General features: G+C 62.5%; 21 protein-coding genes. 19 read left to right on the top strand and 2 right to left on the bottom strand.

Annotated features, from left to right (window positions below; genetic code table 11):
• The first annotated feature begins 39 nt into the window (after window positions 1-39).
• The 7 genes from CO657_RS22060 (at window position 40) to CO657_RS36825 (ending at window position 4,839) form a co-directional block, all read left to right on the top strand.
• Window positions 40-951 carry a DUF72 domain-containing protein gene (locus CO657_RS22060; RefSeq protein ID WP_054182072.1) on the top strand — a complete coding sequence of 304 codons (912 nt, stop codon included), beginning with the start codon at window positions 40-42 and terminating at the stop codon, window positions 949-951.
• Window positions 952-1,046: 95 nt separating this feature from the next.
• Window positions 1,047-1,646, top strand: coding sequence for a phospholipid N-methyltransferase PmtA (gene pmtA / locus CO657_RS22055; protein ID WP_003589079.1), 600 nt, complete (start codon window positions 1,047-1,049; stop codon window positions 1,644-1,646).
• A complete protein-coding gene (locus CO657_RS22050) occupies window positions 1,646-2,227 on the top strand; it encodes a histidine phosphatase family protein (RefSeq protein WP_054182073.1) in 582 nt (193 codons plus the stop codon). Before pmtA ends, CO657_RS22050 begins: the two co-directional genes overlap by 1 nt.
• A 6-nt stretch (window positions 2,228-2,233) precedes the next feature.
• Window positions 2,234-2,941, top strand: a complete 708-nt coding sequence (pyrF, locus tag CO657_RS22045; RefSeq protein WP_012559687.1) for an orotidine-5'-phosphate decarboxylase — start codon at window positions 2,234-2,236, stop codon at window positions 2,939-2,941.
• Window positions 2,942-2,969: 28 nt separating this feature from the next.
• On the top strand, window positions 2,970-3,257 hold the full coding sequence (locus CO657_RS22040; RefSeq protein WP_012559686.1) for a DUF1330 domain-containing protein: 288 nt from the start codon (window positions 2,970-2,972) through the stop codon (window positions 3,255-3,257).
• A 166-nt stretch (window positions 3,258-3,423) separates the two neighbouring features.
• Window positions 3,424-4,404 carry a complex I NDUFA9 subunit family protein gene (locus CO657_RS22035; protein ID WP_054182074.1) on the top strand — a complete coding sequence of 327 codons (981 nt, stop codon included), beginning with the start codon at window positions 3,424-3,426 and terminating at the stop codon, window positions 4,402-4,404.
• A gap of 282 nt (window positions 4,405-4,686) precedes the next feature.
• The gene (locus CO657_RS36825; RefSeq protein WP_003589084.1) at window positions 4,687-4,839 is read left to right on the top strand and encodes a hypothetical protein; all 153 of its coding nucleotides are present in this window, start codon (window positions 4,687-4,689) and stop codon (window positions 4,837-4,839) included.
• A gap of 235 nt (window positions 4,840-5,074) precedes the next feature.
• Here CO657_RS36825 and CO657_RS22030 read toward each other — a convergent pair whose 3' ends face one another.
• The gene (locus CO657_RS22030; protein ID WP_012559685.1) at window positions 5,075-5,875 is read right to left on the bottom strand and encodes an undecaprenyl-diphosphate phosphatase; all 801 of its coding nucleotides are present in this window, start codon (window positions 5,873-5,875) and stop codon (window positions 5,075-5,077) included.
• A gap of 224 nt (window positions 5,876-6,099) precedes the next feature.
• Between CO657_RS22030 and CO657_RS22025 the strand changes: the two genes are divergently transcribed.
• From CO657_RS22025 to CO657_RS21985, 9 genes are all read left to right on the top strand, one after another.
• Window positions 6,100-6,792, top strand: coding sequence for a glutathione S-transferase family protein (locus tag CO657_RS22025; protein WP_003589086.1), 693 nt, complete (start codon window positions 6,100-6,102; stop codon window positions 6,790-6,792).
• Between the two features lie 12 nt (window positions 6,793-6,804).
• Window positions 6,805-7,956 carry a tRNA epoxyqueuosine(34) reductase QueG gene (gene queG, locus CO657_RS22020; protein ID WP_012559684.1) on the top strand — a complete coding sequence of 384 codons (1,152 nt, stop codon included), beginning with the start codon at window positions 6,805-6,807 and terminating at the stop codon, window positions 7,954-7,956.
• A complete protein-coding gene (locus CO657_RS22015) occupies window positions 7,956-8,825 on the top strand; it encodes an SDR family oxidoreductase (RefSeq protein ID WP_012559683.1) in 870 nt (289 codons plus the stop codon). The genes queG and CO657_RS22015 overlap by 1 nt, the downstream gene beginning before the upstream one ends.
• 408 nt (window positions 8,826-9,233) lie before the next feature.
• Window positions 9,234-9,596 (top strand): septal ring lytic transglycosylase RlpA family protein, encoded by a 363-nt coding sequence (locus tag CO657_RS22010; RefSeq protein WP_003570918.1) that lies wholly within the window; start codon window positions 9,234-9,236, stop codon window positions 9,594-9,596.
• 210 nt (window positions 9,597-9,806) lie between these two features.
• On the top strand, window positions 9,807-11,096 hold the full coding sequence (locus CO657_RS22005; protein WP_012559682.1) for an RsmB/NOP family class I SAM-dependent RNA methyltransferase: 1,290 nt from the start codon (window positions 9,807-9,809) through the stop codon (window positions 11,094-11,096).
• 181 nt (window positions 11,097-11,277) lie between these two features.
• Window positions 11,278-12,552 carry an imelysin family protein gene (locus tag CO657_RS22000; RefSeq protein ID WP_054182075.1) on the top strand — a complete coding sequence of 425 codons (1,275 nt, stop codon included), beginning with the start codon at window positions 11,278-11,280 and terminating at the stop codon, window positions 12,550-12,552.
• 46 nt (window positions 12,553-12,598) lie between these two features.
• Window positions 12,599-14,137: a di-heme oxidoreductase family protein gene (locus CO657_RS21995; protein WP_012559680.1), complete on the top strand. Its 1,539-nt coding sequence runs from the start codon at window positions 12,599-12,601 to the stop codon at window positions 14,135-14,137.
• On the top strand, window positions 14,137-15,237 hold the full coding sequence (locus CO657_RS21990; protein WP_003589093.1) for an imelysin family protein: 1,101 nt from the start codon (window positions 14,137-14,139) through the stop codon (window positions 15,235-15,237). The genes CO657_RS21995 and CO657_RS21990 overlap by 1 nt, the downstream gene beginning before the upstream one ends.
• 4 nt (window positions 15,238-15,241) lie before the next feature.
• Entirely contained in the window at window positions 15,242-16,321 is a 1,080-nt protein-coding gene (locus CO657_RS21985; protein ID WP_054182076.1) for a DUF1513 domain-containing protein, read from the top strand.
• On the opposite strand, the gene CO657_RS21980 is transcribed toward CO657_RS21985, so the two are convergent.
• A complete protein-coding gene (locus CO657_RS21980) occupies window positions 16,318-17,394 on the bottom strand; it encodes a DUF2252 family protein (protein WP_054182077.1) in 1,077 nt (358 codons plus the stop codon). The genes CO657_RS21985 and CO657_RS21980 overlap by 4 nt on opposite strands.
• A 231-nt stretch (window positions 17,395-17,625) precedes the next feature.
• Between CO657_RS21980 and CO657_RS21975 the strand changes: the two genes are divergently transcribed.
• The 3 genes from CO657_RS21975 (at window position 17,626) to guaA (ending at window position 20,385) form a co-directional block, all read left to right on the top strand.
• Window positions 17,626-18,075 (top strand): PaaI family thioesterase, encoded by a 450-nt coding sequence (locus CO657_RS21975; protein ID WP_003544704.1) that lies wholly within the window; start codon window positions 17,626-17,628, stop codon window positions 18,073-18,075.
• Complete coding sequence (locus CO657_RS21970) at window positions 18,072-18,710, top strand: 5'-methylthioadenosine/S-adenosylhomocysteine nucleosidase (RefSeq protein ID WP_003589098.1); 639 nt, start codon at window positions 18,072-18,074, stop codon at window positions 18,708-18,710. Before CO657_RS21975 ends, CO657_RS21970 begins: the two co-directional genes overlap by 4 nt.
• A 112-nt stretch (window positions 18,711-18,822) precedes the next feature.
• Entirely contained in the window at window positions 18,823-20,385 is a 1,563-nt protein-coding gene (guaA, locus tag CO657_RS21965; protein ID WP_054182078.1) for a glutamine-hydrolyzing GMP synthase, read from the top strand.
• Window positions 20,386-20,458: the final 73 nt, after the last annotated feature.

Here is a 20,458-nt window from a genome sequence, read left to right as displayed (position 1 = left end):
AAGTGGAGGGTTGCTCCTCCTGTGAAAACGGAGGATCCGATGATGAAAAAGGCGGGAACGGTGCGCATCGGCGTATCCGGCTGGACCTATGCGCCCTGGCGCGGGCAGTTCTATCCCGAAGACCTGCCGCAGAAGCAGGAGCTTTCCTACGCCGCCCGGCATTTCCCGTCGATCGAGATCAACGGCACCTTCTACAGCCTGCAGCGTTCCGAAAGCTTCGGCCGCTGGCGCGACGAAACGCCCGACGATTTCGTCTTCGCGGTCAAGGGACCGCGCTTCATCACCCATATGCTGCGGCTGCGCGAGATCGAGACGGCCCTCGCCAATTTCTTCGCTTCCGGCCTCTTGCGGCTCGGGCCCAAGCTTGGGCCGATCCTCTGGCAATTCCCGCCGAACATGGCTTTCGATGCCGATCTTTTCGAGAATTTCCTGGCGCTGCTGCCGCAGGACCGCGATGCGGCAACAGCACTCGCCAAGCGGCATGACGGGCATGTCAAGGGACGGGCCTGGCTTCAAAGCGACGGCGATCAGCCGATCCGCCACGCACTGGAAATCCGCCACGACAGTTTCCGCTCGCCTGACTTCATCGAAATGCTCCGGCGACATAATGTCGCTCTCGTCTCAGCCGACACAGTGGAATGGCCATTGCTGATGGATATCACCGCCGATTTCATCTATTGCCGCCTGCATGGTTCCGAACAACTCTATGTCAGCGGCTATGAGGACGAGGCTCTCGATCTATGGGCCGAACGCATCCGCGCCTGGGCAACCGGCGTTGAACCGAAAAATGCGACGCGGGTGCTGGCGCCGCTCGCAGCGTCCGACAAGGGCCGCGACGTCTATCTCTATTTCGACAATACCGACAAGAAGCTGCGCGCGCCTATCGACGCCGATCATCTTTGCCAAAGGCTTGCTGATCTCATGCCGCGTTCGGCGCCGGAAGCCGCATGAGCTGTTGATGCCGGTATCCTCGTTGCGAAAATCCTTGTCCCGACAGCGACAAGCGGCATATTAAGACAGTCGATCAACATGCGGATGGGTGGAGAATGCGCTTAAGGGTCAAGGTCAAGGAACAGCTCGGGAAGAGATTCGATGAAGAAATCCGTTTCTTCCGGGGCATGATGCAGGGGCCGAAGACGGTCGGCTCGATCGTGCCGACCTCCTCGATCACCGCCAAACGCATGGCAAGCGTCATCGACATGCATTCCGGGCTACCGGTGCTCGAGCTCGGGCCTGGCACCGGCGCGATCACTAAAGCCATTCTTGGCCGCGGCGTGAAGCCGGACAATCTGGTCGCGATCGAATATTCGACGGATTTCCACCAGCATCTGCTGCGCGCCTATCCCGGCGTGCACTTCATCAACGGCGATGCCTTCGATCTCAAGACCACGCTTGGCACCTTCGGCGACCAGACGTTCGATTGCGTCATTTCCTGCATTCCGCTGCTGAATTTTCCGATGGCGATGCGCGTCTCGCTGCTCGAAAGCCTGCTCGACCGCCTGCCGGCCGGCCGGCCGGTGGTGCAGATCTCCTATGGCGCGATCTCGCCGATCGCCGCCAATCCCGACCGCTACCATATTCAGCATTTCGACTTCGTCATGCGCAACATTCCGCCGGCGCAGCTCTGGATCTATAGGCGCGGCTGATGTTCGGACTCTATATCACCCATCCGCAAGTCAAGATCGATGCCGACGTGCCGGTGCCGAAATGGGGGCTTTCCGATGTCGGCGCGGCGCGTGCGCGAAAAGCGGCCGAGAGTGGCTGGGCGCGGCAATTGCGGCGCATCATCTCCAGCGACGAGACAAAGGCGATCGAAACGGCCGAAATTCTGGCGGAAGCCTCCGGCACGAAGATCGAGATCGTCCACGGCATGCACGAGAACGACCGTTCGGCCACCGGCTTCCTGCCGCCGCCGCAATTCGAAGAAGCGGCCAACTGGTTCTTCGCCCATCCGGAAGAAAGCTTCAAAGGCTGGGAGCGCGCCGCCGACGCGCAAGCCCGTATCGTCGAGGCGGTGAAGACCGTTCTTGCCACGCATGATGCGGCAGCCCCGATCGCCTTCGTCGGCCATGGCGGCGTCGGCACGCTGCTCAAATGCCATCTCGCCGGCAGGCCGATCGCCCGTGACCGCGACCAGCCGGCCGGCGGCGGCAATCTCTATGCTTTCGGCCTTGCGGATCAGGCCCTGACATGCGACTGGACACCCATCGAAGACTGGCGGGGGTGACTTGAAATGGACGCACGCGAGCGGCTGATCGTCGGCCTGGATGTTCCAACGATCGGCGAGGCGGAAAAACTGGTTTCCACGCTCGGCGACGACATTCTCTTCTATAAGATCGGCTATCAGCTGGTCTTTGCCGGCGGCCTCGAATTCGCCCGCGATCTCGCCGCAAGCGGCAAGAAGATCTTTCTCGACATGAAGCTGCTCGACATCGACAACACCGTTGCCTCGGGCGTCGAGAACATCGCCAAGATGGGCATGTCGATGCTGACGCTGCATGCCTATCCCAAGGCGATGAAGGCGGCTGTCGAGGCGGCGGCCGGCTCTGGCCTCTGCCTGCTCGGCGTCACCGTGCTGACCTCGATGGATGCCGAGGACCTTGCGGACGCCGGCTACAGCCAGGATCCGCACAGCCTGGTGCTGCGCCGCGCCGGACAGGCGCGCGCCGCCGGCATGGGCGGCATCGTCTGCTCGGCAGCCGAGGCGGCCGAAGTGCGCGAGATCGTCGGACCCGACATGGCGATCGTCACCCCCGGCATTCGACCGACGGGCAGCGACCATGGCGACCAGAAGCGGGTGATGACGCCGTTCGACGCGCTGAAGGCGGGGGCGACGCATCTCGTCGTTGCCCGGCCGATCGTCAAGGCGCCCGATCCGAGAGATGCCGCCCGCGCCGTGCTCAACGAAATGGTCGGCGCCCTCTGGCCGGCAAACCGCTGACCGAAACCAAGACAAAAGGGAGAAGACCATGGCCAAGGGATACTGGATCGCCCGCGTCGACGTTCGCGATGCCGAGCGCTACAAGGATTATGTGGCGGCGGCCAAGCCCGCCTTCGAAAAATACGGCGCGAATTTCCTCGCGCGCGGCGGCGCCTTCACCGAACTCGAGGGAAGGCCGCGCGCCCGCAACGTGGTGATCGAATTCCCCTCGATGCAGCATGCCGTCGACTGCTACAATTCGCCGGAATACCAGATCGCCGCCAAAATCCGCCAGGAAGTGGCGGATGCGGAAATGGTCGTCGTCGAAGGCGTCTAGAGCGCCGTGCGTCCTTTCGGAAGCACAAAGGACGCTCTTCAAGCATCGTGCTTTAGGCCGGTTCGCATCCGCAAAACTCGCGGCGCGATAGGCCTTCCCGTCGCGCCGGGATTCGGCTAAGACGGAGCCGATACAGCATCCCGCCAAGCCTTTCGAGGAGCCTGCCATGACCCTTGCCAACCTGCCGCCGCTCGTCACCGTATTCGGAGGATCCGGCTTCGTGGGCAGGCACGTGGTTCGGGCGCTCGCCAAGCGCGGCTATCGCATCCGCGTCGCCGTGCGCCGTCCCGATCTCGCCGGCTTCCTGCAGCCGCTCGGCAATGTCGGCCAGATCTCCTTCGTCCAGGCAAACCTGCGCTATCGCAGCTCGATCGACCGTGCGGTCGACGGCGCGGACCATGTCGTCAACTGCGTCGGCATTCTGCACGAGACCGGCCGCAACACTTTCGACGCGGTGCAGGAATTCGGCGCGCGCGCGGTCGCTGAAGCGGCGCGCGGCGCCGGCGCCACGCTCGCCCATATTTCGGCGATCGGCGCCAATGCCAATTCCGAGTCCGGATATGGCCGCACCAAGGGCCGTGCCGAAACCGCCATCCTCTCGGTCAAGCCCGATGCGGTGATCTTCCGCCCGTCGATCGTCTTCGGCCCGGAGGACAGCTTCTTCAACAAGTTTGCCGACATGGCCCGCATGTCGCCGGTTCTGCCGCTCATCGGCGGCGGCAAGACGAAATTCCAGCCCGTCTATGTCGAGGATATCGCCGAGGCCGTCGCCCGCGCCGTCGACGGCAAGGTCGCCGGCGGCAAGGTCTATGAGCTTGGCGGGCCCGAGGTGCTGAGCTTCCGCGAATGTCTCGAGATGATGCTGAAGGTGACGAGCCGCAAGAACCCGCTGGTCTCCCTGCCCTTGGGCATTGCGTCGATGATCGGCAGCATCGCCTCGCTCATCCCCTTCATAACGCCGCCGATCACGCCGGATCAGGTGCGCATGCTCAAGCATGACAACGTCGTTTCCCGGGAAGCCGAAGCGGAAGGCCGCACGCTGAAGGGCCTCGGCATTGCGCCCACCATGGCCGCATCGGTGCTCGGCTCCTACCTCGTGCATTATCGTCCGCACGGCCAGTATACGGGCACCGGCAAGGCCGCCTGAACAATTTCGAACTACCTTGGAGGACGCCGTTCGCGCACGCCGCGGACGGCGTTTTGCTTTGCCGGCTTAAGCAAAGCCGGCGCAAGTTTGAAATGTTGTTGTGCCGCCCATCTCAGGCGCAGTTGCATAAAAGACGCATCGGAAATTTTGTGGAATTAACGCCAAATTTAGCAGGAACGTTTATTGCTATTTGCCATTCCACTGACTACCAAACCCGCGCGTCTTCCAACGGACTCAACGCTTGGGATCACGTGCGGCAATCACTGTGAAAGGCATTACTCGATGGGCAAGTCAATCGCGCTTCTGTTTGCGAGTGCGGCGCTGGTTATCCTTGCAGGCTCCTTCGTTGCGTCCGGCTCGGTCGCAGCGGTGAAGGGCGGCTGCTCGCCGGCCTACGGCGTCGATCCTTGCTCGACGGCTTCGATCAGCCATTGACGAAAGGCCGGCTTCGGTGCCGGCCATAGAAGACAAGCAGCGGGCGGAACGTCTGAAGCAGGATGTTCCCAAATGAACGCTTGGTCTTGCCGGCTTTAAAAGCAGCGGGCGCTTAATCTCTCAATATTGCCTATCTGAAATATCGGCGGCTGCCGGGGATCGGCGTTTGTTCGCCAAGCCTGGCAGAGCATTGCATCCACGCGGGTTGCACGCGAATGCAATGCCGTTGGAATTCTCAGCCAATCAGGCCGGTAGCGGCCATGCCGAGCAGCAGAACGCCGAGAATGATGCGGTAGACGGCAAACAGCGTGAAGCGGTTGCTTCTGATATAGGCCAGCAGCCATTTGACGGCGATGAAAGCGACGATCGTGGAAACGACGAAGGCGATGCCGAGTGCCGTCCAGTCTTCGTTTGCCGCGCCGCCGTCCTTGAAGGTCTTCAGCAATTCATAGCCGCTCGCCGCATACATGGTGGGGATGCCGACGAGAAAGGCGAATTCGGTCGCTGCGGCGCGGTTGCCGGTGCCGGCCAGCATGGCGACGAAGATCGTGGCGCCGGAGCGCGAGGTTCCCGGGAAGATGCCGGCAACGATCTGGGCGATGCCGACCAGAATGGCGACGAGCCAGGTGATCTCCTTATGGGGGGCTTTGCGCGCCGCGGCCCATTCGGCAAAGATCATCCAGAAACCGCCGATGATCAGCGCCCAGGCGATCGGCGTCGCCGTCTCCGGAAGTTCAAAGTGCAATACCTTCTTGACGACAAGTCCGAGGACGGCGGTGATGAGAAAGGCGACGATCAGCTTGGCGGCATAATCGCGATTCGCAGGCTCTCGCCAGCCAAGCACCAGATCCAGCAGGCGGCGCCAATAGATGATGGTGACGGCGAGGATGGCGCCGGCCTGGATGACGATGTTGAACATGTCCGACCGGTGGCCAAGCCATTGCTCTGCAATGATCAGGTGGCCGGTGCTCGAGATCGGCAGAAACTCGGTAATCCCCTCGATGACACCGAGAAGTGCAGCATTGATATAGTCCATTAATTGTCTCCGGTTTAAAGGTCGGCCGCGCTTGAGCCGATCAGCCGCGGCTGCGTCCTCATACGCAAGAAGCGTGTTTTGTTCCTCGTCAGAGGGTGTGAAATCCGATTCGCTTGTATTGGCGGGGCCAAGCTCCTATAGCTTCAACCAATGAGTCATGACTAGGGCGCTATAACTGAGCTGCCACACAGTCCTGTAACAGCAATCACAAAGCTCGAGTATCGATGCCCACGCTTTATCATCATCCCATGTCATCCGCATCTCGCTTCGTCCGGCTGATCCTGGCCGAATATGGCTATCAGGCGGATCTGATCGAGGAGCAAACATGGGAGAAGCGCCGGGATTTCCTGGCGCTCAACCCGGCGGGCACGCTGCCTGTTTATGTCGACGACAGCATGCGGGCGCTCTGCGGCGCCACCGTCATTTCCGAATATCTTGATGAGACGCACGGCGTGTTGAAGCGCGACCGGCGGCTGCTTGCCGAGGACCCTTTCCAGCGGGCGGAAATCCGCCGGCTGAGCGAGTGGTTCATGCAGAAGATGGAAAACGACGTGACCAAGCCGCTCGCCCGCGAGCGTGTCTACAAGTTGCAGATGACATCAGATCAGGGCGGCGGAGCGCCGGATTCGAAGATTTTGCGCACGGCCCGCGCGAATATCCGCCAGCATATGCGCTATCTCACCTGGCTTGCCGGCTCGCGCCAATGGCTGGCCGGCGAGCGAATGAGCTATGCCGATCTTGCCGCCGCGGCCTCGATTTCGATCCTCGATTATCTCGGCGAGATCGACTGGGCGGATGCGCCCGTCGTCAAGGACTGGTACCAGCGGCTGAAATCGCGCCCCTCCTTCCGGCCGATGCTGACCGAGCGGGTGCGCGGCCTGACGCCGGTTTCCCATTATGCCGATCTGGATTTCTGACGAGGGCTCGTCATGCCCGAAGCTGATGACAAAGAGCGCCGCCGCCGCGACAATTTGACCAACTTCGTACGGGCGGAATCTGCCGCCAAGGGCTTCGATCTCTGCCGCATCACGCGTCCGGATGCGATCCCTGAAGCGAAGGAGCGCCTCGGCCAGTTCATCGATGCTGGGCGCCACGGGACGATGGAGTGGATGGCGGAGACGCGTGAGCGGCGCGGCGATCCCCGCACCCTCTGGAGCGAGGTGCGGTCCGTCGTCGTCTTCGGCCTCAATTACGCGCCGGAAGAAGATCCCCGCGGCATTCTCGCCAAGCCGGACAAGGCGGCGATTTCAGTCTATGCCCGCAACCGCGATTACCACGACATCATCAAGGGCCGGCTGAAGGAAATCGCCACGCGGTTTGCGGCGCGGGCCGGCGCCGATGTCAAAGTCTTCGTCGATACCGCCCCTGTCATGGAAAAGCCGCTGGCGGCGGCAGCCGGCCTCGGCTGGCAGGGCAAACACACCAATCTCGTCAGCCGCACGCATGGCTCCTGGCTGTTTCTCGGCAGCATGTTCACCACCGCCGATCTTGCCGTCGACGCTGAAGAGGCCGATCATTGCGGCTCCTGCCGCGCCTGCCTCGACATCTGTCCGACGGCCGCCTTCCCGGCGCCCTACCAGATCGACGCGCGGCGCTGCATCTCCTATCTCACCATCGAGCATAAGGGACCAATCGACCCGGAACTACGGCCGCTGATCGGCAATCGCATCTATGGCTGCGATGACTGTCTTGCCGCCTGTCCCTGGAACAAGTTCGCAAGTGCTGCCTCCGAAATGAAGCTGAAGGCGAGGGACGATCTGCAGGAGCCGTCGATTACCTTTCTGCTGACGCTCGACGATCCCACCTTCCGCGCCTTCTTCAGCGGCTCGCCGGTGAAGCGGATCGGCCGCGACCGCTTCATCCGCAATGTGCTGATCGCTGCCGGCAATTCCGGCGAGAAGGCTCTCATCGGCCAATGTCGTATGCTCGCCGACGATGCCTCGCCGGTGGTGCGGGGGATGGCGGTGTGGGCGCTTTCGCGGCTGATGGCGGCTGGCGAATTCTCCGCCTTTGCCGCACAAAGGGCTGGTGAGAGCGACGACGACGTATTGAACGAATGGCGGTTGGCGGGAGTGGGCTGATGCATGTGATGATTTTTGGCTGCGGTTTTTCCGGCACGGCGATCGCCAGGGCCTTCGCCAACGACGGCGTGCGCATTTCCGGAACCACGCGGTCGGCCGACAAGATGGCGGCGCTCCGCCAAAACGGCATCGAAGCCTTCCTTTTCGACGGCGAGACCGTAGACGACGACTTGCGCCGGGCTCTCAGAAGCGTCACGCATCTCGTGCAGTCGATCGCGCCTGGCAAGGGCGACCCGTTGCTGCGGCTGCTGGACGAAGACAGCGCAAGCCTGCCGTCCAGCCTCGAATGGATTGGTTATCTCTCCACCGTCGGCGTCTATGGCGATCACAAGGGCGCCTGGATCGATGAGGAAACACCCTGCGTGCCCGTATCCGGACGCTCCAAGGAGCGGCTCGAAGCGGAAGCGGGCTGGCTGGCAATGGGTGAGGCGTGCGGCGTGCCGGCGGCGGTGCTGCGCCTTTCCGGCATTTACGGGCCGGGGCGCAATGCCTTTTGCAATTTGGACAAGGGCACAGCGCGGCGGCTGATCAAGAAGGACCAGGTGTTCAACCGTATCCGCGTCGAGGATATCGGTGCTGCGGCCCGCTTCCTGTCGGAGCATGGCCTCGGCGGCATCTATAATATCACCGACGACCGGCCCGGCCCGCCGCAGGATGTGATCGTCGAGGCGGCGCGGCTGATGGGCGTCGCCCCCCCGCCGGAGCAGGCTTTCGAAACCGCCGAGCTGACGCCGATGGCGCGCTCCTTCTACGGCGAGAACAAACGGGTTTCGAATGCGAAACTCAAGGCGGCCGGCTTCGAATTCTCCTTCCCCGACTACCCGATGTCACTTGCGCAATTGTGGCAGGGCGGACGCTGGCGCGGCTAGACAAGGCCGGCCTGAGGCGACCGGGCTATCACCCGAAATGAGTAGGAAATTCCTACTTTCTGCATTTAGCAGAACAATTCTCGCCGCATATTATGGTTAACGGCCTTTGAATTTGCGCAAATGTGGCAGCAAATATGGCGAAGCTCGAAAAAATATTTCGTGATTTTTGTGAAGCGTGAGAAGTTTAAAACTTCTTCGGAAAAATCGTTTGAATTTTAGCTGATTTCATTGCGTTTTTTCCACATTCTGCCGCATGCGGCAAATTCTCATATTTTATCAATGACCTTACAAATATTACGGACTGTAATATTCCGTGATCGAACGCGGCACTTTTTCGCCATTTTTCGACGGATTTAAGCCCCGCCGCCTGCAAGGGCGTTGAGTTCAATAGTTGAGGGATACTCTGTTTTGAAGAAAATAAGCCGTTCTATTATCGCTGCCGCAACTATTGCAGCCTGCTCTTGCCTGCTTCCGGCGGAGAGTTTTGCTGGAAATGGCTGTGGCGGTGCTTCATGGTACGCACTCCACTCCAAAACTGCTTCCGGGGAACGTATGAATCCCGCCGTTTTGACTGCCGCTCATCGTTCGCTTGCCTTCGGCACCAAGGTCAAGGTTACCAATCGCAACAATGGCCGCACCGTCGTCGTTCGCATCAACGATCGCGGTCCGTTCATCCGCGGCCGGGTACTCGACCTGTCGCGCGCAGCGGCACAGAACATCGGCATGGTCAGCTCCGGCACGGCGAAGGTCTGCTACCAGGTGATCAGCTAAAGCTTACAGCCGCGGTGATCAGCTGAAGCTGACAGCCGAGGTGGTCAGCTGAGGCCAGGTCCGCCTCGCAGCAATTGGCTGCGCCGTCACCGGCGCTTGCTCTTGCCATCAATCGCGGTTACCACGCGGTTGAGACTTGTGAACACTCCGCCCACGCCTGTCGTGACCATGCGGACCGATCGCACGTCATGGCAATTAGGAGATTTGTGAATGCGTCTGGGCGGCCGCCTCGAAGGGGCGATTTCTGTGCTCGCGGATATCGATGCCCGCAAGCGGCCCGTCGCCGACGCGCTGAAGGACTGGGGCCTTGCGCACCGCTTCGCCGGCTCCGGCGACCGCGCCGCCATCGGCAACATCGTCTATGACGCTCTGCGCATGCGGCTTTCCCATGCCTGGCTGATGGATGACGACAGTGCCGCGGCCATTGCCCATGCCGTCATGTTCCGCCAATGGGGTTTCACACCGGACAGTCTCGCCGCCGAACTGGCGGACGACAAGTTCGCGCCGGCACCGCTTTCGGCCGATGCCCTCGCGGCCTTCGAAAGCCGCTCGCTCGACGATGCGCCGCCGCATATCCGCGGCGATATTCCCGAATGGGTCCAATCCTCCTTCGAACAGGCCTTCGGCGCCGGCTGGCTTACCGAGGCACAGGCACTTGCGGCGCGGCCGACACTCGATCTGCGCGCCAACATCCTGAAGTCCTCCCGCGACAAGGCCGTCAAGGCGCTCGAAAGAGCCGGCGCGCAAGCGGCGAAAGTCGCCCGCTACGGCATCCGGATTGCCGCCGGCGAAGGCGCCTCGCGCCTACCCAACGTGACGGCCGAGCTTTCGTTCCAAAAGGGCTGGTTCGAAGTTCAGGATGAAGGATCGCAGATCGTCGCCGACCTGGTGCTCGCCCATGAGGGCGACCAGGTTCTCGACTATTGCGCCGGCGGCGGCGGCAAGACGCTCGCCATGGCGGCCGCCATGCAGAATAAGGGACAGGTTCACGCTTACGACGCCGACCGCAAACGGCTGGCGCCGATCATCGAACGGCTGAAGCGGGCGGGCACGCGCAATGTCCAGGTGCATGACGACGCCAGGGGCCTTTCCGGGCTTGCCGGCCGCTGCGAGAAGGTGCTGGTCGACGCGCCCTGCACCGGCACCGGCACGTGGCGCCGCCGACCCGATACGAAATGGCGGCTGACGGCGAAGAACCTCGACGAACGCACCGCCCAGCAGCAGGACGCACTGGCGCAGGCAAGCGGCTTCGTCAAGCCGGGCGGCGAGTTGATCTACGTCACCTGCTCGGTGCTGCCGCAGGAGAACGAGGAACAGGTGCGCCGCTTCACGGCTGACAATCCCGATTTCCAGATCGTCAGCGCCCTACCCGCCTGGGATGGCCTCTTCGGCAAAGACGCCCCACGGCCGCACTCTTCCGATGGCCTGACGGTGACGCTGACGCCGGCTTCCACCGACACGGACGGCTTCTTCTTCTGTCGCATGCAGCGGAAGGGCTGACCCGCGGCGAAACGGCGCGGCAGCTGCCGATTTTCCGGACGAATGCCCTGCAAAACGAGCGCGTTTGTGGCCCTCCTCCATCCTTAAAACCATTCCAAACTAGAGCATTTGACACCAGTTTGCTTTTGGGCGAAGAGACGGGGCCCGATTTAGACGGGAGAACCCGTCACAGGAGAGGATCATGAAACTCAATAAATTCCGCGCAGCCGTGCTGGCGATCGCCCCCGCAGCCCTGCTCGCCCTTCCCGCGCATGCCGAAACCGATGCCGCCGCCGTAGTGAAACATTATGCCGACGTGGCGCATGCCAAATACGAAGACTCGCTGACGACGGCTAAGGCGCTCGATGCCGCGATCGACGCCTTCCTGAAGACGCCTGATGACGCGACGCTGAAGTCCGCCCGGGACGCTTGGATCAAGGCGCGCGTTCCCTACCAGCAGACGGAAGTCTATCGCTTCGGCAATCCGATCGTCGACGACTGGGAAGGCAAGGTCAATGCATGGCCGCTCGATGAAGGCCTGATTGACTATGTCGATCCTTCCTATGGCACCGAGAATGACGAAAATTCGCTGTATGTGGCCAATGTCATCGCCAACAAGACGATCAAGATCGACGGCAAGGATGTCGACGCCTCCAAGCTGACGCCGGAATTCCTCTCCGGCACGCTGGCCGAGGCCGGCGGCATCGAAGCCAATGTCGCCACCGGCTACCACGCCATCGAATTCCTGCTCTGGGGCCAGGATCTGAACGGCACGGGACCCGGCGCCGGCAACCGCCCGGCGACCGATTACGACCTGAAGAATTGCACGCACGGCAATTGCGACCGCCGCGCCGAATATCTGAAATCCGCCTCCACCCTGCTGGTGTCCGACCTGCAGGAAATGACCGACAACTGGAAGGCGGACGGCGCTGCGACGAAGAATGTCGAAGCTGACCCGAAGGCCGGCCTCGTCGCGATCCTGACGGGCATGGGATCGCTTTCCTACGGCGAGCTTGCCGGCGAGCGCATGAAGCTCGGCCTGCTGCTGCACGATCCCGAGGAAGAGCATGATTGCTTCTCCGACAATACCTACAATTCGCATCTGAACGACGCGATCGGCATCGCCGCCGCCTATACCGGCAACTATACCCGCGTCGACGGCACCAAGCTCAGCGGCCCGTCGCTGCATGATCTGGTGGCCGCCAAGGACAAGGCGCTCGATGCCGAGATGGAAGGCAAGCTCAACAAGACGCTCGACGCGATGAATGCCATGGCAAAGCGCGGCGAGACGGTCGAGAAGTACGACCAGATGATCGGTGAAGGCAACAAGGAAGGCAATGCCGTCGTCCAGGCCGCCATCGACGGACTGATCGACCAGACGAAATCGGTACAGCGCGTTATTGCCGCACTCGATCTCGGCACGGTTCAGCTTGAAGGTTCCGACAGCTTGGATAATCCTAACGCCGTCTTCAAATAAGCAAAAAGGCGGGCCGCTTCGATGACGAGGCGGCCCGGACCCTGAAATGTCGCATGCCCCGGCCCGCCGACTGATCGCCCGCGCAATGTTCTGCGCCACGCTTGCCGGTTTTCCCGCAGCTCTCGCCGCCGGCTTCGATCTGCCGGCGAAGCGCACCGACCTTTCCGAAGCCGATCTGAAACGCGTCGCCGACGTCACCCGGCCGACCAGGGATTTTTCCAAGGCCGAACAATATGAGGCGATGCAGGCGGGCGGCGCGACCTCGATCGATCCGGTTACCGAAGACAGTTTCTCGCATATTTCGGCCAACATTCCCTTCGAGGAAGAGCAGAATTTCAAGCTCGGCAATGCGCTTTTCCGCAAGCTCTGGGTTTCCTCGCCCTCCTCGACGCAGGCCTCCGATGGGCTCGGCCCTCTCTTCAACGCCCGCTCCTGCATGAGCTGTCACGTCAATGACGGCCGCGGCAAACCGCCGGAAGGGGGTCCAAGCGCCGTCTCGATGTTCCTGCGGCTTTCCCGCGCGGCCGCAACCCCGGAGGAAGAAAAGGCGATCGCGGGCGCGGATATCCTCAATTTCCCCGATCCGGTCTATGGCCATCAGCTGCAGGATCTTGCCGTTCCCGGCCTTGCCGCCGAAGGCCGGATGACGATCCGCTATGACGAGGAGACGGTGACGCTTGGTGACGGCGAAACCGTGTCTCTACGCCGCCCGCATTATGCGGCGACCAACCTGGCCTATGGACCGCTCGATGCGGCAACGACGATCTCGGCGCGTGTCGCCCCCGCGATGATCGGGCTCGGGCTGATCGAGGCCATTCCCGCGGCCGATATCCTTGCCCATGCCGACCCTGAGGATGCCGATGGCGACGGCATCTCCGGCAAGGCGGCGATCGTCCGTGATCACCGCAGCGGCGAGATCGCGCTCGGCCGCTTCGGCTGGAAGGCGCAGAACGCCACGGTGCGCGACCAGAATGCCGACGCCTTCGCCAACGATATCGGTATCTCGACACCCGACCACCCGGACGCGCATGGCGACTGCACCAAGGCGGAGGAGAAATGCCTCGATATGCCGACCGGCGTGCAGAAACGGCTGGGCGCGGAAGAAGCGCCAGGCCCCATTCTCGACCTCGTGACCTTCTATTCCGAAAATCTTGCCGTTCCGGCGCGCCGCAAGGCGAGCTTCCCCGAGACGCTGAAGGGCAAACGGATTTTCTACGAAACCGGCTGCATTTCCTGCCATGTGCCGAAATTCGTCACCCGCCGGGATTCACCCGACAAGGCGCAGTCCTTCCAGCTGATCTGGCCCTATTCCGACTTCCTTCTGCACGATATGGGCGACGGGCTTGCCGACGGGCAGCAGGTCGGTCTTGCAAGCGGACGTGAATGGCGCACGCCACCGCTATGGGGTATAGGACTGACCCGGACTGTCAGCGGACACAGCTTTTTCCTGCATGACGGCCGTGCGCGGGATCTCACCGAGGCGATCCTCTGGCACGGCGGCGAAGCAGACAAGGCCCGCAACGCTTTCTCCTCCCTGTCGAAAGACGACAGGAAGGCCCTGATTACATTCCTGGAGTCACTTTGATGCGCCTTTGGCACCCCCTGCTCTGCCTCACTCTGATCGGCCTCGCCACGTCGGCGGCCGCCCAGACCGCAGCCCCTCCGGCAGGGATGAACGAGGATGCCGTTCCCGCCGTCATGCAGCGCGCCGTCGACGAGGTGATCCGCCCCGGCTATCGCAACATGCAGCAATCGGCGGCCCGGCTGACGACGGCGATGAAGGATCTTTGCGACGGCGGCACCCAGCAGACGCTCGACAAGGCGAAGTCGGCCTTCGACGATACGATCCGCTACTGGTCGATCATCGAAATCGTCCAGACCGGGCCGGTCATCCAGGACAATCTCTTCGAGCACATTCTGTTCTACCCCGACCGCAAGGGCGTCGGCCTGAAGCAGGTGCAGGCGCTGATCGCCAAGGCCGATCCGAAAGATGCGACGGTCGATGCGATCGCCGGCAAGAGTGTGGCGCTGCAGGGCCTGACGGCGCTGGAATACGTGCTTTACGGCAACGGCTCGGACGATCTGATCAAGCAGAAGGGCGGCTTCCGCTGCCTTTACGGCGCCGCCGTCGCCGGCAATATCCAGCGTGAGGCCGGCGAAGTCGTCGCCGCGTGGGAAAAGCCGGACGGCGTGCAGGCGAGCTGGAAACATCCGGGTCCGCAGAGCAACGATTTCATGGACAATAAGGAAGCCGTGACCGCGCTGCTCGGCATTCTCGTCCACGGCGCCGAAAATGTCCGCGACCAGCGGCTGGAGCAATTCTACAAGGGCAAGGACACCGCGCCGCGCCCGCGCATGGCAATCTACTGGCGTTCCAAGAACACCTGGAAATCGATGACCGCCAACATCGACGGCCTGCGCACGCTCTGGCAGAAGGCCGGCATGGCCGAGCTTCTGCCGCCGGACAAACAGGCGATCGCCGCCTCGATCGACGAAGACTTCAAGTCGCTGCTCGACAGCGTGCCGAAACTCAATCCCGACATCGACGCCGCGGTCAGCGATGCGGAGAAGGCCAAGCTCGATACGCTGCTTGCCGAGAGCCGCGACCTGATCACCCGGATCAGCGACGAATATGGCGCCGCGATCGGCCTTTCGGCCGGCTTTTCCTTTTCTGACGGGGACTGAAGCGATGATGCGAACCGCCGCGATCAACCGACGCAACTTCGTCAAGGCGGCAGGGATCGGCTTCCTTGCGGGCTTGACGCCACGGTCGCTGATGGCGCTCGAACGCGCCGATGCGGTCTATGCCTCGGGCATTCGTGCCGCGAACGGTTCCTTTGCGGTTGCGACCGTGACCGAGCGCGGCGAGATCATCGACCAGGTGGCGCTTCCCGCCCGGGCCCACGGCATGGCCTTCAGCGCCGTCACCGGCAGGACCGTCGCCTTCGCCCGCCGGCCGGGCACCTATGCGATGATTTTCGATCCCCGCAATAAGGGCGAACCGATCGTCATCAGCTCGCGGGAAGACCGGCATTTCTACGGCCACGGCGCCTTCTCTCCCGATGGTCGTTTGCTCTACGCCAGCGAGAACGATTTCGACGGCAATCGCGGCATGATCGGCCTCTACGACGCCACCGACCGCTTCACCCGTATCGGCGAATTCGAGACCTACGGCATCGGCCCGCACGACATGACGGTCTCCGACGACGGACGTCTTCTGATCGTCGCCAATGGCGGCATCGAAACACATCCGGATTTCGGCCGCACCAAGCTCAATCTCGGAGAGATGCAGCCGTCGCTGGCGCTGATCGATGCCGCCACCGGCGCTCTGGTCGAAAAACATGTGCTGTCGGCGGAATGGGCAGAACTCTCCACCCGCCACGTCGATCTCGACGACAAGGGCCGCATCTGGTTTGCCTGCCAGTACGAAGGCCACCGCAAGGATTTGCCGCCGCTCGTCGGCCATTTCGCCAAGGGCGAGGATCTTTCCTTCATCGACCTGCCGGAGCAAACGACGCGCAGGCTTGCCAATTACGTCGGCGCGATTGCCGTCAATCGAAGCGAGGGCATCGTCGGCATTACCTCGCCGAAGGGCGGCGCCTCTGTGACCCTCGACGCAAGGACGGGCAAGGTGCTGGCCGAGACCAGCGTTCCGGACGCGGCCGGCATCGCGCCGGCAAAAAGCGGCTTTGCCGTCTCCTCCTATGACGGCGATTTCCTGTCGACCCGCAGCGACGTCGCGTGGGACCAGCATATCGTGCGGATCTAGCCGGCGCGCGAATAGGCTTTCTGCTCGGCGCTGATGCTCGAGGCCGCGGCCCTGGCCGCCTCATGCAGCCATTCGTTTCCCCGCGCCTTGATATCCTGGAGAATCCTTGCTGTCGCAGCTGCATCGTTGGAATGGCAATTGGCGATCTCGAAACCCATCAATTCGAGCATTGTCGGCGAAAGCAGGACTTCGGGGTGCCGGTCGATTTCGATCTTGCAGCTGTTCGGCGAGAGCCGGCGCACGAGGATGCGGCCGGAAACCTGGTAGTGCGGATCGACACACCGCGCCCGCCCATTGGCGATCTCTTCCGCATGGATTGCCATGTCCTGTGGTCTGTGGCGAAGCGACCAGGCGGACGGCAGCAGCGCCTTGGCCTCACGCAGCACCGGCCCGCCCTGCCATTCCGCATAGGCGACGAAACGCGGGCGGCCGAGGCTGCCGGTGCCGCCGCTGCGCGGCTTCGCCACGAAGGGTCCCGAGCCAGGCGGCAGTGCCGCTGCGAGCACCTTGACATAAGCGGATGGCGGCGGCTCGCTTCCGGGAAGCAGCATCTCATATTTCTCCCAAAATTCCCGGCGTTCGGAATTCGGCAGCATCAGCGCCTTGCGCAGCCATTTGTGATCCCGCTCGAGAATGACGGGCAGTGGATTTTCAAGGCCTCTGCGATAGCCGGCGAGGATCAACTCGCCGATCATCCGAACCGAGGGACCATCCTCGCCGCGTGCCAGGATGGCGCTTGCCGCAAGGCGAACGAGATCCAGCGCATAGGGCATCACCGCCGCATCGTCGAAATCATTGACGCCCCAGACGAGCCTGCCTTCGGGATCCCGCCAGGTGCCGAAATTCTCCAGATGCGTATCGCCGATCGCCAGCACCTCGGGCGCGCGGACAAGTTCCGGGCAGATATCGAGGATGGTCTCGCACCAGCGCCAATAGGTGGCGCGCAGGAAGACGAAGCCGCCGCTTCGCATCTTATCGTGCTTCTCGCGCAGATCGTCCGTGACAAGATCGGCTCCGAGTTCGCCGGCCAGCCAGGTCTCGAAATTGCGGACCGATTGCGATATCGTCGTCATGCGTCGGCGCTCCACCCTTCGTGACATGACGCGGAGAATACGCGCCGGGCGCGAAGCTGCAATCGTGTTCGCACCGGCTTGCATCACCGGCTTGGAGGGCGACGGAAAGGCGAAAGGTTGCCCCGGCGACACGGCCGCAGCTTTCCATCGGCGCTGAGACCGATTTCAGCAACGTGCAGCTTGTCGAATCCGGCCCGCCATGCCACTTTCCCGGCTGCAAGAGGGGCAGACATGAGCGAGACTGACAGGGGCGATTTCCGCGCGCGAATCCGCCGCAATTTTGCGCGCCAGGCGGCGATGGAGACGATCGGCGCGGAGCTGACGCGCGTCGAGCACGGCGTCGTCGAAATCGAGCTTCCCTTCGACGTTAAACTGACACAGCAGCACGGCATCCTGCATGCAGGCATCATTTCCGCAGCGCTCGATTCAGCCTGCGGCTTTGCCGCCTACAGCGTCATCGACCCGGAAGCTTCGATCCTGACGATCGAGTTCAAGGTCAATCTGATGTCGCCGGGGCGTGGCGATCGTTTCCTGTTTCGCGGGGAAATCACCAAACCCGGCTCCACCATTATCGTTGCCGACGGACGAGGCTACGCGATCAGCGACGGGCCGGCGAAACTCATCGCCTCCATGACCGGGACGATGATGGTGATCCGCGGTAGAGAAGGAATTACGGGATGAAGTTCGAGTTGAAGTCGGTCGCGGGCAAATCCATGCTGTTCGTCATGGCGGCGGAGGCCGAATACGGCCCCTTCCTGCGGTCGCGCATCGAACCCTTGATGACCGGCGTCGGCCCGGTCGAGGCGGCGGTGGCGCTGACCAAGACGCTGGCGCGGCTGGATGCCGCCGACGACCTGCCGGATCTCGTGGTTTCCCTCGGCTCGGCCGGCTCGGCGAAACTCGAGCAGACCGAAATCTATCAGGTAACCTCGGTTTCCTACCGCGACATGGACGCCTCGCCGCTCGGTTTCGAGAAGGGCCGGACGCCCTTTCTCGACCTGCCGGCGGTACTCGAGCTGCCGCTGCGCATTCCGGGCATCCCGGAAGCAAGCCTTTCCACCGGCGGCAACGTCATCTCGGGTGCGGCCTATAGCGCCATCGACGCAGACATGGTCGACATGGAGACCTTTGCGGTGCTGCGCGCCTGCCAGGGCTACAAGCTGCCGCTGATCGGCTTGCGCGGCATTTCCGACGGCGCCGTCGAACTGCAGCATATTTCCGGCTGGACCGAATATCTGCACATCGTCGACCGCAAGCTCTCCTACGGCGTCGACAGCCTGTTCACGGCGCTGGAGGACGGGGTTTTCTGGTTCTGAACCCGCGAAAGCGCCGCGCGTCAGACGCGCGGGGGACAATCGGAACAATAAAAACCCGACGCCGCCGATTTCCCGGATTGCAAGGCGAAGCGCTTTTCATTAAAGCCTCGCCATGACCCAGACAGCACATCCCGACTCCGTTCTCATCGTCGATTTCGGCAGCCAGGTGACCCAGCTCATCGCACGACGCGTGCGTGAGGCCGGCGTCTATTGCGAAATCGTCCCCTTCCAATCAGCCGAAGAGGGCTTCAGGCGCCTCCAGCCGAAGGCCGTGATCCTCTCCGGCAGCCCGGCCTCGACGGTCGACGAGGGATCGCCGCGAGCGCCGCAGATCATCTTCGACAGCGGCCTGCCGGTCTTCGGCATCTGCTATGGCCAGCAGACGATGTGCATGCAGCTCGGCGGCAAGGTCGAAAGCGGCCATCACCGCGAATTCGGCCGCGCCTTCCTGGAGGTCGACAAGGACTGTCAGCTGTTCGAGGGCCTCTGGTCCTCCGGCTCGCGTCATCAGGTGTGGATGAGCCATGGCGACCGCGTCACCGCGCTGCCTGACGGTTTCGAGGTGGTCGCCACCTCCTCCAACGCGCCCTATGCCTTCATCGCCGACGAGAAGCGCAAATATTACGGCGTGCAGTTCCACCCCGAGGTCGTGCACACGCCCGACGGCGCCAAGCTGATCGGCAACTTCATTCACAACATTGCCGGCATCAAGGGCGACTGGTCGATGTCGGCCTATCGCCAGAAGGCGGTCGACGAGATCCGCAAGCAGGTGGGCGACAAGCGCGTCATCTGCGCGCTTTCGGGCGGCGTCGACAGTTCGGTCGCCGCGCTGCTGATCCACGAGGCGGTCGGCGATCAGCTGACCTGCATCCTCGTCGACCACGGCCTGATGCGCAAGGACGAAGCGGCCAACGTCGTCGCCATGTTCCGCGAGCATTACAATCTGCATCTGCTGCATGTCGACGCTTCCGACCGTTTCATCGGCGAGCTCGAAGGCGTCAGCGATCCGGAAACCAAGCGCAAGATCATTGGCCGGCTGTTCATCGAAACCTTCGAGGAAGAGGCAAAGAAACTCGGCGGCGCCGATTTCCTCGGCCAGGGCACGCTCTATCCCGACGTGATCGAGAGCGTTTCCTTCACCGGCGGCCCGTCGGTGACGATCAAGTCGCACCACAATGTCGGCGGCCTGCCGGAGCGCATGAAGATGCAGCTCGTCGAGCCGCTGCGCGAACTCTTCAAGGACGAGGTGCGCGCACTCGGCCGCGAACTCGGCCTGCCCGACAGCTTCATCGGCCGCCACCCCTTCCCGGGCCCCGGCCTTGCGATCCGCTGCCCCGGCGGCATCAGCCGCGAAAAGCTGGAAATCCTGCGCGAAGCCGATGCGATCTATCTCGACGAAATCCGCAAGGCCGGCCTCTACGACGCCATCTGGCAAGCCTTCGCCGTGCTGCTCCCCGTCCAGACCGTCGGCGTCATGGGCGACGGACGCACCTATGAATTCGTCTGCGCACTGCGCGCCGTCACCTCCGTCGACGGCATGACCGCGGATTTCTACCACTACGACATGGAATTCCTCGGCCGCGCCGCCACCCGCATCATCAACGAGGTGCGCGGCATCAACCGCGTAGTCTACGACGTCACCTCGAAGCCGCCCGGCACGATCGAGTGGGAGTGATTTTGGCCTATCCGAACGCCGCCGATATCGCGCCAAAAACTAATAACGCACTGAAAGAACAATAAATCATCTG

Origin of the sequence: Rhizobium acidisoli (assembly GCF_002531755.2) — a bacterium.
GTDB lineage: Bacteria > Pseudomonadota > Alphaproteobacteria > Rhizobiales > Rhizobiaceae > Rhizobium > Rhizobium acidisoli.
This window is presented reverse-complemented; position numbering and strand designations above follow the sequence as displayed.

Coding starts and splice junctions, on each gene's coding strand:
- CO657_RS22060 (WP_054182072.1), top strand. CDS start 40: ATGATGAAAAAGGCGGGAACGGTGCGCATCGGCGTATCCGGCTGGACC.
- pmtA (WP_003589079.1), top strand. CDS start 1,047: ATGCGCTTAAGGGTCAAGGTCAAGGAACAGCTCGGGAAGAGATTCGAT.
- CO657_RS22050 (WP_054182073.1), top strand. CDS start 1,646: ATGTTCGGACTCTATATCACCCATCCGCAAGTCAAGATCGATGCCGAC.
- pyrF (WP_012559687.1), top strand. CDS start 2,234: ATGGACGCACGCGAGCGGCTGATCGTCGGCCTGGATGTTCCAACGATC.
- CO657_RS22040 (WP_012559686.1), top strand. CDS start 2,970: ATGGCCAAGGGATACTGGATCGCCCGCGTCGACGTTCGCGATGCCGAG.
- CO657_RS22035 (WP_054182074.1), top strand. CDS start 3,424: ATGACCCTTGCCAACCTGCCGCCGCTCGTCACCGTATTCGGAGGATCC.
- CO657_RS36825 (WP_003589084.1), top strand. CDS start 4,687: ATGGGCAAGTCAATCGCGCTTCTGTTTGCGAGTGCGGCGCTGGTTATC.
- CO657_RS22030 (WP_012559685.1), bottom strand. CDS start 5,875: ATGGACTATATCAATGCTGCACTTCTCGGTGTCATCGAGGGGATTACC.
- CO657_RS22025 (WP_003589086.1), top strand. CDS start 6,100: ATGCCCACGCTTTATCATCATCCCATGTCATCCGCATCTCGCTTCGTC.
- queG (WP_012559684.1), top strand. CDS start 6,805: ATGCCCGAAGCTGATGACAAAGAGCGCCGCCGCCGCGACAATTTGACC.
- CO657_RS22015 (WP_012559683.1), top strand. CDS start 7,956: ATGCATGTGATGATTTTTGGCTGCGGTTTTTCCGGCACGGCGATCGCC.
- CO657_RS22005 (WP_012559682.1), top strand. CDS start 9,807: ATGCGTCTGGGCGGCCGCCTCGAAGGGGCGATTTCTGTGCTCGCGGAT.
- CO657_RS22000 (WP_054182075.1), top strand. CDS start 11,278: ATGAAACTCAATAAATTCCGCGCAGCCGTGCTGGCGATCGCCCCCGCA.
- CO657_RS21995 (WP_012559680.1), top strand. CDS start 12,599: ATGTCGCATGCCCCGGCCCGCCGACTGATCGCCCGCGCAATGTTCTGC.
- CO657_RS21990 (WP_003589093.1), top strand. CDS start 14,137: ATGCGCCTTTGGCACCCCCTGCTCTGCCTCACTCTGATCGGCCTCGCC.
- CO657_RS21985 (WP_054182076.1), top strand. CDS start 15,242: ATGATGCGAACCGCCGCGATCAACCGACGCAACTTCGTCAAGGCGGCA.
- CO657_RS21980 (WP_054182077.1), bottom strand. CDS start 17,394: ATGACGACGATATCGCAATCGGTCCGCAATTTCGAGACCTGGCTGGCC.
- CO657_RS21975 (WP_003544704.1), top strand. CDS start 17,626: ATGAGCGAGACTGACAGGGGCGATTTCCGCGCGCGAATCCGCCGCAAT.
- CO657_RS21970 (WP_003589098.1), top strand. CDS start 18,072: ATGAAGTTCGAGTTGAAGTCGGTCGCGGGCAAATCCATGCTGTTCGTC.
- guaA (WP_054182078.1), top strand. CDS start 18,823: ATGACCCAGACAGCACATCCCGACTCCGTTCTCATCGTCGATTTCGGC.